The sequence below is a fragment of the Mucilaginibacter sp. SMC90 genome (genome assembly GCF_022811725.1).
In the GTDB taxonomy this organism is placed as follows: Bacteria; Bacteroidota; Bacteroidia; order Sphingobacteriales; family Sphingobacteriaceae; genus Mucilaginibacter.
Window position 1 is genome coordinate 1,442,134 of the sequence record NZ_CP094527.1, and the last position, 17,031, is coordinate 1,459,164.

General features: G+C 43.2%; 14 protein-coding genes. 12 read left to right on the forward strand and 2 right to left on the reverse strand.

The features are described 5' to 3' along the window. Nucleotides 1-158 precede the first annotated feature (158 nt). From MTO98_RS06270 to MTO98_RS06280, 3 genes are read left to right on the forward strand one after another with little or no spacing between them, the layout of a single operon-like run. Nucleotides 159-1,517: a sugar porter family MFS transporter gene (locus MTO98_RS06270; protein WP_243485756.1), complete on the forward strand. Its 1,359-nt coding sequence runs from the start codon at nt 159-161 to the stop codon at nt 1,515-1,517. 14 nt (nt 1,518-1,531) lie between these two features. Continuing rightward, nucleotides 1,532-4,870: a DUF5107 domain-containing protein gene (locus MTO98_RS06275; RefSeq protein ID WP_243485757.1), complete on the forward strand. Its 3,339-nt coding sequence runs from the start codon at nt 1,532-1,534 to the stop codon at nt 4,868-4,870. 14 nt (nt 4,871-4,884) lie between these two features. After that, nucleotides 4,885-7,098 (forward strand): alpha-galactosidase, encoded by a 2,214-nt coding sequence (locus MTO98_RS06280; RefSeq protein ID WP_243485758.1) that lies wholly within the window; start codon nt 4,885-4,887, stop codon nt 7,096-7,098. A 300-nt stretch (nt 7,099-7,398) separates the two neighbouring features. Here MTO98_RS06280 and MTO98_RS06285 read toward each other — a convergent pair whose 3' ends face one another. Further along, nucleotides 7,399-8,397 carry a hypothetical protein gene (locus MTO98_RS06285; RefSeq protein ID WP_243485759.1) on the reverse strand — a complete coding sequence of 333 codons (999 nt, stop codon included), beginning with the start codon at nt 8,395-8,397 and terminating at the stop codon, nt 7,399-7,401. A gap of 289 nt (nt 8,398-8,686) precedes the next feature. Between MTO98_RS06285 and MTO98_RS06290 the strand changes: the two genes are divergently transcribed. Together MTO98_RS06290 and MTO98_RS06295 are read left to right on the forward strand one after the other, a co-directional pair. Further along, the gene (locus MTO98_RS06290) at nt 8,687-9,475 is read left to right on the forward strand and encodes a helix-turn-helix domain-containing protein (protein ID WP_243485760.1); all 789 of its coding nucleotides are present in this window, start codon (nt 8,687-8,689) and stop codon (nt 9,473-9,475) included. Between the two features lie 245 nt (nt 9,476-9,720). After that, nucleotides 9,721-10,071 (forward strand): pentapeptide repeat-containing protein, encoded by a 351-nt coding sequence (locus MTO98_RS06295; RefSeq protein WP_243485761.1) that lies wholly within the window; start codon nt 9,721-9,723, stop codon nt 10,069-10,071. Nucleotides 10,072-10,199: 128 nt separating this feature from the next. On the opposite strand, the gene MTO98_RS06300 is transcribed toward MTO98_RS06295, so the two are convergent. Then, nucleotides 10,200-12,074 (reverse strand): M1 family metallopeptidase, encoded by a 1,875-nt coding sequence (locus MTO98_RS06300; protein ID WP_243485762.1) that lies wholly within the window; start codon nt 12,072-12,074, stop codon nt 10,200-10,202. 145 nt (nt 12,075-12,219) lie between these two features. On the opposite strand from MTO98_RS06300, the gene MTO98_RS06305 reads away from it, so the two are divergent. The 7 genes from MTO98_RS06305 to MTO98_RS06335 all read left to right on the forward strand — a co-directional run bounded on the left by MTO98_RS06305 (nt 12,220) and on the right by MTO98_RS06335 (nt 16,947). Next, nucleotides 12,220-12,456 carry a hypothetical protein gene (locus tag MTO98_RS06305; protein ID WP_243485763.1) on the forward strand — a complete coding sequence of 79 codons (237 nt, stop codon included), beginning with the start codon at nt 12,220-12,222 and terminating at the stop codon, nt 12,454-12,456. A 56-nt stretch (nt 12,457-12,512) separates the two neighbouring features. Next, nucleotides 12,513-13,073, forward strand: a complete 561-nt coding sequence (locus MTO98_RS06310; RefSeq protein ID WP_243485764.1) for an NUDIX hydrolase — start codon at nt 12,513-12,515, stop codon at nt 13,071-13,073. 39 nt (nt 13,074-13,112) lie between these two features. Further along, a complete protein-coding gene (locus MTO98_RS06315; protein WP_243485765.1) occupies nt 13,113-13,862 on the forward strand; it encodes a 1-acyl-sn-glycerol-3-phosphate acyltransferase in 750 nt (249 codons plus the stop codon). 522 nt (nt 13,863-14,384) lie between these two features. After that, nucleotides 14,385-14,858 carry a ribonuclease H-like YkuK family protein gene (locus MTO98_RS06320; RefSeq protein WP_090533971.1) on the forward strand — a complete coding sequence of 158 codons (474 nt, stop codon included), beginning with the start codon at nt 14,385-14,387 and terminating at the stop codon, nt 14,856-14,858. 60 nt (nt 14,859-14,918) lie between these two features. Beyond that, nucleotides 14,919-15,755 carry a sulfurtransferase gene (locus tag MTO98_RS06325; RefSeq protein ID WP_243485766.1) on the forward strand — a complete coding sequence of 279 codons (837 nt, stop codon included), beginning with the start codon at nt 14,919-14,921 and terminating at the stop codon, nt 15,753-15,755. 326 nt (nt 15,756-16,081) lie between these two features. Beyond that, nucleotides 16,082-16,552: an SRPBCC family protein gene (locus MTO98_RS06330; RefSeq protein WP_243485767.1), complete on the forward strand. Its 471-nt coding sequence runs from the start codon at nt 16,082-16,084 to the stop codon at nt 16,550-16,552. Nucleotides 16,553-16,650: 98 nt separating this feature from the next. After that, nucleotides 16,651-16,947, forward strand: a complete 297-nt coding sequence (locus MTO98_RS06335) for a GIY-YIG nuclease family protein (protein WP_243485768.1) — start codon at nt 16,651-16,653, stop codon at nt 16,945-16,947. The last annotated feature ends 84 nt before the right edge of the window (nt 16,948-17,031 follow it).

Sequence of the window (17,031 nt, forward strand, 5' to 3'; positions counted from 1 at the left end):
GTTTTTGTAGAGACGCATAATTGCGTCTCCCGTAGGACAAGCAGATTTTAAGGTGGATAGGCAAACTTAAATTGCATGCGAGAGACGCAATTATGCGTCTCTACATTAAAACTTAATTAAAGTAGATTTATAAAGAGAAGAAGACAACCAATTATCAAATGATCACTGATTTAAAAAAAGAAGTTAAGTTTAACAGCAGCTACATTATAGGGATCTCCTTTATTTCGGCGCTGGGCGGCTACCTGTTCGGCTTTGATTTTGCCGTAATATCGGGTGCATTACCATTCCTCCGCAAAGAGTTTGGGCTCGATCCTATTTGGGAAGGATTCCTGACCGGCTCACTGGCCCTGGGCTGTATTGTGGGCTGTATCATTGCCGGCAGCATTGCCGAAAAATTTGGCCGTAAACCGGGCCTGATGATTGCCGCGTTCATCTTCGCGGTATCGTCATTGGCTATTTCGGTATCAACATGGCTGGCCTATTTTATTACCATGCGCTTTGCAGCCGGTGTTGGCGTAGGTATGGCATCCATGCTTTGCCCCATGTACATTGCCGAGATTTCGCCGGCTAAAGTACGCGGACGTAATGTGGCTATTAACCAACTTACGGTAGTGCTGGGCATCCTGATCACCAACCTGTGTAATTACTTTTTGGCCGATACCGGCGATAACGCCTGGCGATGGATGTTTGGTTTAGGTACCGTGCCTGCAGTAGTTTTTATGCTGGGTGTATTGTTCTTGCCCGAAAGCCCGAGGTGGCTAATGAAAGTAGGCAGGAATGAAGATGCCGAAAAGGTACTTTACAAAATAGGCTCCGAAGAATTTGTTGTCTCTACCAAAGAGGCCATTGAAAAGTCATTGAAAGGAGGGACAGGCAAGCAATCATACCGCGCGGTATTTGAAAAAGCTGTACGTCCTGCTGTGCTGATAGGTATCACGCTGGCCGTGTTTCAGCAGTTTTGCGGTATCAATGTGGTATTTAACTATACCTCAACCATTTTTGCTTCGGTAGGTTCAAGTTTGAACCAGCAACTTTTTGAAACTGTTTCTATCGGCATAGTTAACCTGGTATTTACGCTGCTGGCTATGTGGCAGGTTGATAAGCTTGGCCGTAAGCCGTTGATGCTCATCGGCTCCTTAGGCTTATCCATATTTTATATTGTATTGGCTTACCTGCTGCAAAATCATTTGTCGGCTAAACTGGTATCGGTTTTCGTATTGCTGGCGATTAGCACTTATGCGCTTTCGCTTGCGCCTATCACCTGGGTGCTTATTTCGGAGATCTTCCCTAATAAAATTCGCGGTGCTGCGTCAACAGTGGCCATTGTATCGTTATGGGGAGCCTATTTTATACTGGTGTTCACCTTCCCGATACTGGCTAAGGTGTTGGGTACTTACGGGCCGTTTTATATGTACGCGGTGATCTGCTTTTTGGGCTTTTTGTTTGTACTACGGAAAGTGAAAGAAACCAAAGGCCAAACCCTTGAAGAGTTAGAAGAAAATTTAATAAGACATTAATAATTATAAGCTACATGAATAATTTGGATGTAAATGTTTGGGAAGAAAAGGTAATTATCCCAACCTACGGTATAGGCAAGCCCGATAAAAACCCCATGTTTTTTGAAAAGCGGGTTTACCAAGGCAGCAGCGGTAAGGTATACCCTAACCCCGTTATCGAAAAAATTTACGACGAAAAAGAAGACAAAGAATACACGGGCCTGTACCTGGAGAATAAATACCTTAAAGTGTTGATCCTGCCTGAGCTTGGCGGCCGGATTCAGACAGCTTATGACAAGATCAAAGACCGTCATTTTATTTACCACAACCAGGTAATTAAGCCCGCACTGGTAGGCTTAACCGGTCCCTGGATTTCGGGCGGTATTGAGTTTAACTGGCCGCAGCACCACCGCCCAAGCACTTTTGAGCCGGTTGATTATAAAATTGAAGAAAACGCCGACGGCAGCAAAACCGTTTGGGTTAACGAGGTAGAGCGCATGTTCCATACCAAAGGGATGGCCGGCTTTACACTTCACGCTGATAAGGCCTACATCGAAATAAAAGCGAAACTATATAACCGCTCGGCCCTGCCGCAAACCTTTTTATGGTGGGCTAATCCGGCTGTAAAGGTTAATGACGATTACCAGTCGGTTTTTCCACCTGATGTGAACGCGGTATTTGACCACGGAAAGCGTGATGTATCTACTTTCCCGATAGCTACCGGTACTTATTACAAAGTTGACTATTCGCCGGGTACGGATATCTCAAGGTATAAAAATATCCCGGTACCAACGTCGTACATGGCCATCAACTCCAACTATGATTTTGTTGGGGGATATGAGCATGATTCACAAGCAGGTTTGCTGCACGTAGCTAATCACCATGTATCGCCCGGAAAAAAACAGTGGACCTGGGGCCATAGCGATTTCGGTGTAGCGTGGGATAGGAACCTGACCGATGAGGACGGCCCTTACATAGAGTTGATGACCGGCATGTTTACCGATAATCAGCCCGATTTTACATGGCTGATGCCGCACGAAGAAAAGCATTTTACCCAATACTTTATGCCATACCGCGAGCTTGGTGTAATTAAAAATGCTACCAAAGATATCTTGCTGGCGCTGAATTATGAAGATGGCAAGCTGCTGTTAAAAGTATACGTAACCGGTGAGCAAAATAATCTTAACATCAAACTACAGCACGATGGCAAGGTATTGCTAAGCGAAAAAGCCTCTATCGTACCAGAGCAGGTTTTGATAAGGGAGATAGCTGTTAAAAATATCGACGAGAATCTTTTATTGTTAACCGTACATTCGGAAGCAGGTAAAGAACTTATTAAATACGATGCGGCCAGCAATAAGTTGAACAATATCCCGGAAGCAGCTAAACCAGCGTTGTTACCTGCCGATGTTGAAAATAATGAGCAACTATTTTTAACCGCACAACATTTAGAGCAGTACCGCCATGCTACCTACAGCCCGGTACCTTATTACGAAGAGGCTTTGCGCCGCGATCCGAAAGATCTCCGTAACAACAATGCCTTGGGTTTATGGTACCTGCGCCGCGGTCAGTTTGCTAAAAGTGAACCATACTTCCGGAAAGCGGTTGAAACCATTACCCAGCGTAACCCTAACCCTTATGATAGCGAGTGCTATTACAACTTAGGCTTGGCGCTTAAATTCCTCGGTAAAAAGGATGAGGCTTATAAAACATTTTACAAGGCCACCTGGAGCAATGCCTGGAAAGACAGCGGCTATTTCTCGGTAGCACAGATCGACCTGCAAAACGGCGATTATGAACTGGCGCTTGATCATTCACTGTCATCTTTAGACAGGAACGCTAACAACAGTAAAGCTTATGTTTTACGTTCGGCGGCTTTCCGCAAACTGGAACGTTTTGAAGAGGCTGTTGAAGTAAGCGTTGCAGCTATCAAAAGAGATGCCTTTAACTTAGGTGCTTTGTTTGAATTAGTTTGTGCTTACAAAGCTTTAGGTAATGAAGAAAAAGCCATGAACAGCCTTAATGAACTTACCAAACTATCACGGGGGTATTACCAAAACTACATTGAATACGCACTTGATTACGCCAATGCCGGCCTTTACCAGGAAGCTACCGATCTGTTGAGTTATGCAGTTAACGGTGATGCTACCAGTCCGATGGTATACTATTACCTGGGTTATTTTGCCTGCCAGTTAAATAATAATGAACAAGCATCAGCATATTTTAAACTGGCTTCGGCAGCTGATTCGTATTTATGTTTCCCAGATAGGCTGGAAGATATCAGCGTATTGAAACTGGCCGCTGAGCTTTTACCTGCTGATGCTAAGGCTCCATATTACTTAGGCAACCTGTTTTACGATAAACTGCAATATGATGATGCCATTGCGGCCTGGGAAACATCGGCACAGTTAGATGATACCTTTCCAACCGTGTTCAGGAATTTGGGTATTGCTTACTATAACAAGCGTAACGATCCGTCAAAAGCGTTAACATGCTTTGAAAAAGCTTTCGCGCTGGATACAACGGATGCACGCATCCTGATGGAGCTTGATCAACTATACAAAAAGCTGAACCGCCCTGCTGATGAACGCCTGAAATTTGTTGAAGCCAACCTGGAAACTGCTAAACTCCGTGATGATGTTTACTTGGAGCGCGCAACATTGTATAACTTTTTAGGCGAGCACCAAACAGCATTTGAACAAGTAACGCAAAGAACTTTCCACCCATGGGAGGGAGGCGAAGGCAAGGCTTCGGGCCAGTATGTTGCATCATTGGTTGAAATGGCCAAGCAACACATCCGTGATGGCAAAAATCATGAAGCCATTGAACAGTTAACGCAAGCGCAAACCTATCCTCATAATTTAGGCGAAGGCAAACTGTTCGGCACCCAGGAAAATGATATCTTTTACTGGTTAGGTAAGGCTTATGAAAACCTGCAGCAAACAGAAGAAGCCAAGGCTTATTTTGAAAAGGCAGCCATCGGTTTGGAAGACCCCACAGCGGCGGTTTTTTACAACGATCAGCAGCCTGATAAGATCTTTTATCAGGGTTTAGCTAAAAAATGTCTGGGTGACAGTACATCGGCAGAGCGTATCTTCAAAAAACTGCTTAATTATGGTATCGGGCACATGGATGATAACGTAAAAATTGATTACTTTGCCGTCTCGCTGCCAAATTTGCTCATTTTTGAAGATGATTTGCAGGTAAGGAACCGCGTGCATTGCTACTTTTTACAAGGACTGGGACACCTCGGTTTACGTGATTTTGAGCAGGCACAAAAGGCCTTTACTGAAGTTCTGAAACTTGATGCCGGGCACTTTGGTGCGAGGATACATCAAAATATGATAAACCAAAATACCGAAGTAGCCGGTTAAACCAAAAATCACACGTGAGAACTACTCAAAAGAAAACTTTACCACTGGGCCTGCTTTTTGCAGGCTCAATGCTGTTGGCCGGCAGGGCAGCAGCACAGGATGTAACTATCCCTGTTGAAACCCAGCACAACGCTATCGTGCTGCAAACTGATGCCGAAAAACACCTGAACATGGTGTACCTGGGCGCGAAACTGGCCAACACGGCAGAGTATGCCCGCATCCAGAAAATGTACAAGCAGGCCGACGATTCGGGTGTACAGAATGATGTTTATACACCATCAGGATCGGCCAGTCTTGGCGAACCAGCCATTACCGTTACCCATGCCGATGGTAATAAATCATTAAACCTGGCCTATGTAAGCCATACAGTTAGTAAGGTTGATGATGATATTTCATTATTAGTGGTTACCCTCAAAGATCCTGTTTATGATTTTGAGGTAAAGCTGCACTATAAAACCTATTTTAAAGAAGATGTTACCGAACAATGGTCGGTAATCAAGCATAACGAAAAAGGTGTTGTTACACTTAACAAATATGCTTCGGCCAATTTAAACCTGAAGGGTAACACTACAGGTGGTTTCTGGCTGAAACAATACCACGGCAACTGGGCGATGGAAGTGCAGCCGGAAGAAGCCCGTTTAACGCACGGCATCAAAACTATCGACAGCAAGCTGGGTACCCGTGCCAATCTTTATGAGCATTCCATGTTTGCCATATCGCTGGATAAACCGGCTACCGAAGATGAAGGAAAGGTGTTTTACGGTGCTATGGAATGGTCAGGCAATTTCAGGGTTGATTTTGAGCTGGATGTAGCCAATAACCTGAAAATTATTGCAGGTATTAATAATGCTGCTTCCGAGTATCATTTAAAACCAAATACTGAATTTACTACGCCTGCTTTTCTGTATACTTATTCAGACCATGGCAAGGGCGATGCCAGCCGCAAGCTGCAAAGCTGGGCCCGCAAATACAAAATTGTTGATGGCGAAGGCTCAAGGCTTACATTGTTGAACAACTGGGAATCAACCTATTTTGATTTTAATGAGAGCAAGCTTGCGGGCTTGTTAAAAGATACAAAAAAACTGGGTGTCGACCTGTTTTTACTGGATGACGGTTGGTTTGGCAACAGCCACCCGCGCAACGGCGATAATGCAGGTTTGGGCGATTGGCAGGAGAACAAACAAAAGCTCCCTAACGGCATCAGCTCATTAGTGAAAGAAGCGCAGGCCAATGGCGTAAAATTTGGTATCTGGATTGAGCCGGAGATGGTTAACCCTGCCAGCGATCTGTACAAAGCGCATCCTGATTGGGTGATCAAACAACCAAACCGTCCTGAAAAATACTTCAGGAACCAACTGGTGCTTGATTTAGCCAACCCTAAAGTACAGGATTTTGTATTTGGCGTAGTTGATAACCTGTTCACTAAAAATCCTGATTTGGCTTATATTAAATGGGATTGTAATGCGGTTATCTACAATGCTTACTCGGCTTATTTGAAAAAAGACCAGTCGCACATTTATGTTGATTATGTGAACGGTTTGTACAATGTATTGAAACGTGTTCGCGCCAAATACCCTAAAGTACCATTGATGCTTTGCTCAGGCGGCGGTGGCCGTGTTGATTATGGTGCACTGCAATACTTTACCGAGTACTGGCCAAGTGATAATACCGACCCGCTGGAGCGTGTGTTTATACAATGGGAATATTCATTCTTCTACCCGGCTATCACCAGTTCAAACCACGTTACTGATTGGGGCAAACAACCAATTAAATACCGTGTGGATGTAGCGATGATGGGTAAAATGGGCTTTGATATTGTGATAGGCAAGCTAAGCGAAAATGATTTGAGTTTCTGCCAGTCGGCCTTGAAAAACTATGATGGTTTGAAAGATGTGATCTGGCATGGCGATCAGTACCGTTTAGCATCACCATGGGACAACGACGCTGCTTCTATCATGTATGTGAATACTGATAAATCAAAAGCGGTGATGTTCAACTATTTGGTGAATAACCGTTACGGCTCAGGTAGCAAAGTACCTGTACGCCTGAAAGGTCTCGACCCTAACAAGAAATACCGCGTAAAAGAGATCAACCTTTATCCGGGCACAGGTTCGGTATTAGGAAACGAAGATTTAACCTTTACCGGCGATTTCCTGATGAACGTTGGGATCAATCCCGAAGCCAGTACTTACCATACCAGCGTGGTACTGCAGCTGGAAGCGATCTGATAACGGCGATTTAAAACAAGAAAGGGAGCGGCTTGCCGCTCCCTTTCTTGTTTTATGAACTGACCGAAGTTACGCTATCGCTAAACGTCGGTCAGTAACAGAGTAAAATAAAAACGCCATTGCGAATGACGTTTTTATTGATGTTATTTCTGTTGGATTGTGTGCAACTTACCTCGACCAGTAACAGCTGTTAAAGGAATGTCATTGCGAGCGCAGCGTGGCAATCGCATACTATACAGGGCGGCTGTGCTTACGTGCGATTGCTTCGTAGTGTCTCCTCGCAATTGACATAAAAAATAGTTACCTCAACTTATCTTCCATATCAAAATGCTCAATCCTTGCCGAACTCGATGGCTGTTTACTACAGGCAGAATAAAAAACATAATCCTTATCCTCATTAATACCCGGAAACAGTTTGTTAATAACCTTCCTGATCTGCAGGTTCTCACTTTTTACCGCATTGGTATCGGCAATATTTACCTTCGTAACATAGTAAATCATCGGGAACCAGCCATGATTGTTTTTTTGGTTGCCGAGCCTAAATACTCTTGGTTTCCCTGCAACCCCATCAATTACTACCGGGAAACGGTATTGTTTTGCCGTTGCTTCTGCTGCACTCTGGAATAGTTTGCCTGCCTCGGCATGGTATTGATATTGCCAGTAGTCATTGGGTGCATTACATTGTAAAGATAGCTCAAGTGTTAAACGTGCGTCGGCAAAAAGCTGTTTATCATATTTCGCCTTGCCTGACTGGTAAAGCTCGGGTGCGGTTTTACCGTTAATTTTATAAGTGTTAACGTTTAGCGAAGCCAGTTTCCATCCGTAGTTGTATTTGGCATACATGGCCGTGATCATTTCCTGGTTCGGAAACTTTTTATCTTTTGGCAAAAACAAAGCAAAGTACATTTCATGAGTGATGCCGTTATAGGTCATCTTATAGCTATTAATACCTGCCGACAGATTACTTATGGTATCGGTGCTGCGATGTTTGTTCACTATATAATACTCATCGTATATTTCATAATCGGTGGTTTTAGCAGCATTGCCAACTAATTCTATCAGCCTCAGGTTTGATTTATCATCAAGCATCTCCTGCGATTCCATATTGCTGATATCATCAGCGTTGCCGGTGTGCAGATCACGAAGCAATTGTTCGTTTAGTTTATGAAAATCATTGCGTTTGCCGTCGGGGATCTGGTCGTTTCGCCATGATCCGGGCTGCTTGATACAGCTTTGTAATGATACAGTGAGTAAGATAAACGGAATAAGTTTAATCGTGTTTTGGTATAGGGTTTTCATATTAACTGTAATGATATGAAAAAACGCTGAACTGTGCCACCTGAAGCTGTTTGGGAGGATTTGACAAAACAATATATTCACAATTGCCGGTTTTGCTTAAGCTGATAAGGGTTTACAAAAGTTGACAGGACTGACATTTTACTTAAGAATCCTGCCAGAAAATGTTAAATATCTGTTTGTGTAATAAAAAATGATTTCTTTTGAACCTGTCCTTTCACAACCTGCGGCTATAATGTTTTTAATTGCCAGGTTTGTTGCATTGCTGTAACAAATGGGAACGGAAATTTATATGGAAAACTTAAATGGAATTTTTGATCTGGAATGTTTCTTTCATTTATCTCTTGACTGGTTATGTGTGGCCGGGTTCGACGGTTACTTCAAAAAAATCAATCCCGCTGTTTCAAAAACTTTAGGATATACCGAAAGCGAACTGTTTGCAAAGCCTATCGACTCGTTTGTTTACCCCGAAGACAGAAGCATTACTGCCAGTAAACGTGAAAGTATAAAGAAGAATAACCCGCTGTATAATTTTGAAAACAGGTATGTAACCAAAAGCGGAGAAATAGTTTGGCTTTCATGGACATCAATGCCGGTAAAAAAACAGCAACTGGTTTTTGCTATTGCCAGGGACATTACCGACAAAAAGAAACTGGAGGAATTTAGCAAGGCATCAATTGTATCGGCACAAAACAATGAAATGCAAAAGGGAACAGATCTTAGTACACATAATCTGAAGCCAATAAGCGAGCTTTCCATTGCCGATCAGCTTTGGCTTTATGAGCTTGAAACGCTGGTAAGAAAATATATCGGCAAGGTTGATTTAATTATTGTATTGTTAAGCAACGAAATGGGTTTAAGTGAAAGGCAATTGCACCGTCGTATAAAAAGTACCACAGGCGTTACGCCCAATAACTATATCCGGAGGATCCGTCTGCTTATGTCTATGGAAGCAATAAACAGTGGTAAATATCGTACCGTAGCCGAAATATCTTATATAGCAGGCTTTGAAACCCCGGCCTATTTCCGAAAACTATTTAAAGAGTTTTATGGCCGCGATGTAGTGGAGTTTCTGCAATAAAACATAAGTGGTACAAAAGCTTCACGTAACAACGCAAAGATTTCAGCTTAGCACCTTTGAGGCTTAGGGTAAGGATACCCCTGTCACAAATACCCCCTTTATTTGTCGCGTACGCAACGCTGCGATGATGTTGATTTTTGAGATATTTGATGAACTCAATAGCTAATCATGGAAAATTCAGCAACTAACGGCACCCAGGTGATTGCCATAAAAGAGGCTCAAAAATACTTGATGTTAAATGTGCTATGCTCAATGGATCAACCTTTGAGCAAATGATGATGAACAATGCAAGTTTTAAGGATGTGTGCATTACCAAACTTAAAATTGAAGATGCTAACCTGAGCGACCTGGAAATAAAATACGCGCAGCTCGGCGGTGCTTATATCCATGATATAGGTATGCCGCCCGAAGGGCATCCAGCTTATGATGCCTCCGCCAAACAACATCCGCTTAAATTTGAAAACTGTGATTTACAGGGTAGCACCATAACCGATTGCAACCTGAGCGATGTTAATATCACAGACTGCAACCTGAGCGGTATGAAAATTAATGGCATCGACGTGGCTGATCTGCTAAAGGCATACCAACAGAAATAGAGAGGAACTCCAAGAAGCCGTTTAAAATCTAATAAAAAGACCGTCATTGCGAGGTACCTCGCAATGACGGTCTTTTTAACGTTATCACATTAAATAGCTTTTGGCTTTCTGCATTTAGCTTTTCGCTTTTACTTACTTGCCCACACATTATCCTTTTTATTACTGTCGGGATCATAGGTAGTACCTAACACCAGCTTTTTAACTGCTTTTTTTGCAGTGAAGTTAACTGTGGTTGTTTTGTTACCGGTGGCCCAAACAGCTATACTTTTATGTACCAGTTCGGTAGTGCCGTCTGCATAGTTAACGGTTATATTAACGGGGATGGGTTTACTACCAATTTTGGTAATGTTAATGCTGTATTTCAATCCGGTGTTAGTTACTTTATCAATGGCCAAATCGGTTACGCCATTATCAAAGAACCAGGCCTTCCAAAACCAGTTAAGGTTTGTGCCCGAGCCGGTGTTCATACAATTAAAAAAATCATAAGGCATAGGGTGTTTGCCATGCCATTGTGCAATATAATAATGCAGGGCTTTGGTAAATAACTCATCGCCAAGCATATCTTTTACATATAAATAGCCCAGGCCAGGTTTTGGATAGCTATCGGTAAAGCCCGCTGTGCCTGTAAGCATGGGCGTAAGCGTCATCACCGGAACATCAACCTCATGGCCCGCACTTTGTTCTACGGCGGCAACACCGTACGGATCAACAATTGAAGGATCTATCTCAGGGCTTACCAGCCATTCACCTATAGTTGCCCAACCCTCGTCCATCCATCCATATTTGGTTTCGTTAATACCCATGTAAAACGGGAACATGGTATGGAAGATCTCATGATCGGTAAGCTCAATGGCATCTGCTTTATCTTCAAGCGGGTTATCGTTCACCATCATGGGGTACTCCATCTGGTCGAGTCCATCAAATACGGTTTCATGCTGATACGGATATGGCCATTTCGGGAACTTGTAACTCATTACTTCTACCGTTTTGCGGGCGTAGTCAACCACTGCATAATAATCTTTGTGTTTTTCGTTAAACACAGCATCTACGCGGGTACGCCTGCCGGTTTTAGGATCAACCACCAGGCTCGATGCTTTCCATAAATAATGGTTGCTGGTAGCAAAAACAAAGTCGGTAACACTATCGGCTTCAAACTTCCAGGTGTTGGTTGGATTGTTTTTGGTGATATTGCCTGCTTTGATATCATCTTCGGCAATAATGTCGGTTACTTTATCACTTGCGCCGGCATCGGTAATGCGTTTAACGATACGGCTATCGTAAACGTCATTGGCGTTTTTCAAATCGCCTGTTGCCCAAACCTTATAATCGCCGGGCACGGTGATCTCGGCACTGAAATGGCAAAAATCATTATAAAACTCCTGCGCACCAACGTAAGGGTAGTCATTCCATCCATCAATATCATCGTAAACCGCTACCCGAGGGAAAAAATAGGCAATAAAGAATGCGCCAGTATCAATTTGGCCCGTACGAATATGCGAACCCTTATTTAAAGTGTAAGCATAGCTGATATCAAAATGAACCTTTTGTTTTGGAGCAACGGGCGGAACTTTTTGCGTCATGTTTGTGCCATTGATGCGGCGGGTTTTAGCACTATCGGGCGTTTTATTATCGATGCTAAGGCTTTTAATTTGTACACCATCAGTAAGGTCATCAGCCGAAACCGGCATTTGGCGCACCACTCCTTTTTTATACAGGTTAGGATAAAGCTTAAATAGTATCCGCTTTAAAGTATCAGGGCTGTTGTTAATATAGTCGATGCCAACGGTGCCGCTCACCAGGCGTGTTTTGGGGTCGAAATTTACTTTGATCGTATAGTCGGCAGTGTTTTGCCAGTAATTTTTACCGGGAGCTCCGGCTGTAGTTCGGGTGCCTTTGGTATATGTATTTTGCAGGTTTACGGCTATAGGCAAAGTTTGCTGTGCAAATGCTGTAGTACTGCCCAATAATAAAATAAAAGGCAATAATTTTTTTATACTGATCATCTATGCGGATATATATGAGTTATATTTGAGGTAAATATAATAAACCGCTGGCAGAACCCGGATAAGCGATAATTTTGTATTGCAGATATATTACGGTGTAAACCAAAACGGTTTTTGAGTACTTTACCATCTATAAACAGCATCCATGACTGCCGAAAAAATGATCATTGTAACCGGTAAGCAATACCTTGAGCTAAAACAAAGCTTAGAAAGCGTTGAGGGGCTTACCTATAATATAGGCACCGATAAACATCCCGAAATAGTTAAGGTGACAAACATTTACATGGATACCGATCCCGATTTTACCCGTAACCCACGGCAGTTTGCCCGTATGCACGAGGACCTGAACGTACAGGTTAAGCTGGAGTACCTGGCAGAATAGATAATTTTCCAAGGTAATTGTTCCCCAATATAATCGTAATCGCTTATTTTTAGGCCATGCATCATCCTGAAGATAATCCCTGGAAAATAACGTCACAAAAAAACATCTACGATAACCCCTGGATCAACGTTACCGAATACAAGGTCATTAACCCGGCCGGTAATCCTGGTATTTATGGCAAAGTACATTATAAAAACCTGGCTATAGGTGTTTTGCCTTTAGATGATGAGTTGAATACTTACCTCGTTGGGCAGTACCGTTTTCCATTAAATCAGTACAGCTGGGAAATGCCCGAAGGTGGTGGCCCAGAGGGCACAGATCCGCTCGAATCGGCCAAACGTGAACTACTGGAAGAGACTGGTTTAAAAGCTTCACAATGGACAGAAATTCAGCGCCTGCACCTCAGCAATTCGGTAAGCGATGAGTTGAGTATCTTGTACCTGGCCCGCGGCCTTAAGCAGTTTGAAGCCGAGCCAGAAGAAACCGAACAGCTGATCATCAAGAAAGTGCCTTTTGCTGAAATTTACCGCATGGTTTGTGACGGCGAAATTACAGATTCCATGACTGTAGCCGCAGTACTTAAGGTTCAGTTACTCCTTACAGAAAACCGTTTGTAAATTACCGCTTTATTGAAAAAAATATAACTTTGCCCGTTGATGAAAAAGTTATTAGGATATATTTTAACACCGTTTACCGCCATCGCATTTTCCTTATGTTTAGTTATATTTCATCCTATACAGTGGGTTTGTTTTCGTGTGTTTGGCTATTCGGCGCATAAAAGGGCTGTTGATATATTAAACTTATTCCTGTTACGTACTTTTTATATCCTGGGCGATACCGTAACTTTTATCAATGAGCAAAATTTACCTGTTGGCAGGCCTATTATATTTGTGGCCAATCACCAAAGCCTGCTCGATATTCCGCCGCTTATCTATTATCTGCGTAAATACCACGCCAAGTTTGTTTCTAAAATAGAACTCACCAAAAATATTCCATCTATTAGCTATAATCTTAAACATGGCGGAGGTGCTAACATCGACAGGAAAGATTCGCGCCAGGCCATGACCGAGATGATGAAGCTGGGTGAGCGTATGAAAGCCAATAACTGGTCGGCAGTGATTTTTCCGGAAGGCACCCGTTCAAAGGATGGTACGGTTAAAACATTTCACTCGGCCGGGATATCCATGCTTTTGAAAAAATGCCCCGACGCACTGCTTGTTCCCATAGCAATAGCCGATGCCTGGAAAGTTATGAAGTATGGCTATTTCCCTCTCAATACTTTTACACCGGTAACCTGGACAGTACTGGAACCTATTGAACCCGGCAAAACCCCGGTTGCCGAACTGGTGCTGGAAGCTGAGAACAGGATCAAGGCTGCTTTGGCTCGATTTCGGATTTTTTATTAACTGACTAATGTTGTCATTGTCGTCTTAAGTGTTCGGAAGGCGTAGGTCAGTTGAATACGTTGTTTTAAAAAAACATGTCATTGCGAGGAGGAACGACGAAGCAATCTCGTAGCTGTGCAGATCGGATATGCATTGGCTACGAGATTGCCGCGCTGCGCTCGCAATGACATTGTTTTTATTTCGCCTCTCCCCTGGTCGAAGTTCAGCGATAGCGTAACTTCGTGCTGAAATGCGTTAAGCTTTCAGCTTAATTGTACTTCGACTTACTTTTCTATCCCGCAAGCAGAATGCTTGCCCTGTTTTAGGTCGAAGTTACGCAATCGCTAAACTTCGACCAGTTAAAGACATCGACTCCCCACTTCCGAAATCCCAAATTTGATATCCGAAATACAATTAATCTGTTAATAATCAGTTAAATGTTAACAAATAAATCATATCATATTTACGTTAATATGAAACGTTATCGCTTATTTTTATAGACCCATAAAAAAGGTCGCCTAAAATTTACCTAAAATAATTTTTATGACCTGGAGAAAATTCAGCGGCGAAGTAATCCAATCGCCCATTATGGAAGAGGTTGAAAAGGCAATTGAACGCGAAGCCCTCCTCGGTAACAAGCTCAAAGTATGTATCGGCACCGACTCACAAGTTAAAGGATCTGTAACAGATTTTGCAACAGTGATCGTGTTTCTGCGCGAAAAGCGCGGTGCTTTCATGTTCATACACCAGGAGCGTACTTCGCAAAAAATGAGTATTAAAGAAAGGATGCTGAGCGAAGTTCAAAAGTCTATCGATATTGCCTACAAGCTTTGCGATTTGCTCGACCTGTATGATGTGGAGCTTGAGGTACATGCCGACATTAACACCAACCCGATGTTTAAGAGTAACGCTGCCTTGCATGAGGCTATGGGTTACATTCTGAGCATGGGCTTTGTGTTTAAAGCTAAGCCCGAAGCTTTCGCAAGTTCATACTGTGCAAACAAAATAGTGCAGTAAATTTGCCGAAACTAAAAGCGGTGTATCTATATTTGATATTGAAACATATCAGATATACCTATGTCGCCACTTATTGAAATCAACGACCCGGCTTTAGTCGCACAGGATACTATTCTTATTGATGCCCGCGGAGGGCAAGACTCTTACCAGCGTTACCTGGCAGGCCATTTAAACCACGCCATCTACGCCGACCTTGATCAGCACCTTACCACTAAACCCAATGACCCCGCCTTTGGCGGCAGGCATCCTTTGCCCAATATACAGGAGTTTGCTGTATTGTTAGGTAACTGGGGTATTACGCCCGGTAGTCACGTTGTGGTTTATGACGACAAATCAGGCGCGTTCAGTGCATCTCGTTTATGGTGGATGTTGCGCGCAATTGGCCATGAAAATGTACAGGTACTAAATGGCGGTTTACAAGCAGCTAAGGATGCCGGTGTTGCCTTAAGTACAGAAGCTTATAAGCCAACCCCGGTTGATCCGTATCCGGTAACGCACGAGTATGCCAACACTGTTGAGATAGCTGAAGCCGGTGAAGCTGCACAGGATTCTTCACGACTGGTAATTGATGTGCGTGAAACGCCAAGATATTTAGGACAAACTGAACCGTTGGATTTGATAGCGGGGCATATCCCCGGCGCTTTAAACCTGCCTTATATCAACAACCTTGGGGCTGATGGTAAGTATTTATCCGCAGATGAGCTGCGTAAAACTTATGATGCTGCTATAGGTGATGTAGCACATGACCAGGTGATTGTTCACTGCGGATCGGGTGTTACAGCCTGCCATACGCTGTTAGGTATGGACTATGCCGGTATCAGTGGCCCTAAGCTCTATGTTGGCTCATGGAGCGAATGGTCAAGAAGGGATTTGCCGATAGGGAAGGAAGAAAGGTAGGTTAAAAAAATGTCATTATAAGGGACGAAGCAATCGCACAGAAGCAGGGCCGCCCTGTATAGCATGCGATTGCCGCGCTTATAATGACATGACTTTTATTCCTCCGCTGCTCGACTTGTAGTCCTGTAGCCGTTAAAAAGCGCGGGCTTGTGCGATTCCCCTCTTGAGAGGGGCGGAGGGGTGTGTTTCTGCTTTGATAAGCTTGTAGCAGAAACACACCCCTGCTACCGCTCGTTCCTCCACGCCCCCTCTCAAGAGGGGATTTTTAAAAGCTTGCGGTATAATTCAATATCAAAACACTTATCATTCCCCTCTGTTACCACATTGTGAAAACATACGTTTTAAAAAGAGAACAATCTATTCCCATAAGCATTGATCAGGCCTGGGATTTTTTCTCGTCGCCATTAAACCTGGCTAAGATCACCCCGAATGATATGCGTTTCGTGGTAACTTCTGATTATACCGAAACTACTAAAATGTATGCCGGCATGATCATTACTTATAAAATATCACCATTATTGGGTATCAAAATGAACTGGATGACGGAGATCACCCATGTTGATGATAAAAAATATTTTGTTGATGAACAGCGGTTCGGCCCTTACGCTTTATGGCACCATCAGCACCATTTCAAAATTATTGAAGGCGGCGTTCACATGACCGATCTGTTGCATTATGCCATTCCTTATGGCGTGTTTGGCCGGTTAGCGAATACCGTTTTTGTTAAAGGTAAGGTGGAGCAGATATTTGATTACAGGGTTAAGGCAATAGAGGAGCTGTTTGGGGAATACAAGTAACTGCCGCGAAATTTTCTCCATGTCATTGCGAGCGCAGCGCGGCAACCGCATGCTTTACAGAGCCGCTGTGATATTGCAGCATTTTGTAAATTAACCACATGAAACTACACCAATACTATGTTTACATCATTACCAACCAGGCAAACACGGTATTATATGTTGGCGTAACCAATGATATTAAGAACCGTATATCCGAGCATAAGTTGAAAATATTTAAGGGATTCACAGCAATGTATAATTGCAATAAGCTGGTTTACTTTGAAGATTTTCAATGGATTCAGGATGCTATTGCAAGGGAAAAGCAATTAAAAGCAGGTTCACGTCAAAAAAAGATTGATCTGATTATTGCAGATAATCCAATGTGGAACGATTTGAGCGACGGTTGGTATGATTGATGTCGAGCAATATAAAAATGCGTAATAACCTTTGCGTGATTGCTTTGCTCAGCATGCGGTTGCCACGCTGCGCTCGCAATGACA

Bases quoted from the DNA above. Each gene is read 5' to 3' on its own strand.
- MTO98_RS06285 (WP_243485759.1), bottom strand. From the start codon at position 8,397: ATGAAAACCCTATACCAAAACACGATTAAACTTATTCCGTTTATCTTA.
- MTO98_RS06305 (WP_243485763.1), top strand. From the start codon at position 12,220: ATGACTGCCGAAAAAATGATCATTGTAACCGGTAAGCAATACCTTGAG.
- MTO98_RS06275 (WP_243485757.1), top strand. From the start codon at position 1,532: ATGAATAATTTGGATGTAAATGTTTGGGAAGAAAAGGTAATTATCCCA.
- MTO98_RS06300 (WP_243485762.1), bottom strand. From the start codon at position 12,074: ATGATCAGTATAAAAAAATTATTGCCTTTTATTTTATTATTGGGCAGT.
- MTO98_RS06320 (WP_090533971.1), top strand. From the start codon at position 14,385: ATGACCTGGAGAAAATTCAGCGGCGAAGTAATCCAATCGCCCATTATG.
- MTO98_RS06315 (WP_243485765.1), top strand. From the start codon at position 13,113: ATGAAAAAGTTATTAGGATATATTTTAACACCGTTTACCGCCATCGCA.
- MTO98_RS06295 (WP_243485761.1), top strand. From the start codon at position 9,721: ATGCTCAATGGATCAACCTTTGAGCAAATGATGATGAACAATGCAAGT.
- MTO98_RS06335 (WP_243485768.1), top strand. From the start codon at position 16,651: ATGAAACTACACCAATACTATGTTTACATCATTACCAACCAGGCAAAC.
- MTO98_RS06325 (WP_243485766.1), top strand. From the start codon at position 14,919: ATGTCGCCACTTATTGAAATCAACGACCCGGCTTTAGTCGCACAGGAT.
- MTO98_RS06290 (WP_243485760.1), top strand. From the start codon at position 8,687: ATGGAAAACTTAAATGGAATTTTTGATCTGGAATGTTTCTTTCATTTA.
- MTO98_RS06310 (WP_243485764.1), top strand. From the start codon at position 12,513: ATGCATCATCCTGAAGATAATCCCTGGAAAATAACGTCACAAAAAAAC.
- MTO98_RS06270 (WP_243485756.1), top strand. From the start codon at position 159: ATGATCACTGATTTAAAAAAAGAAGTTAAGTTTAACAGCAGCTACATT.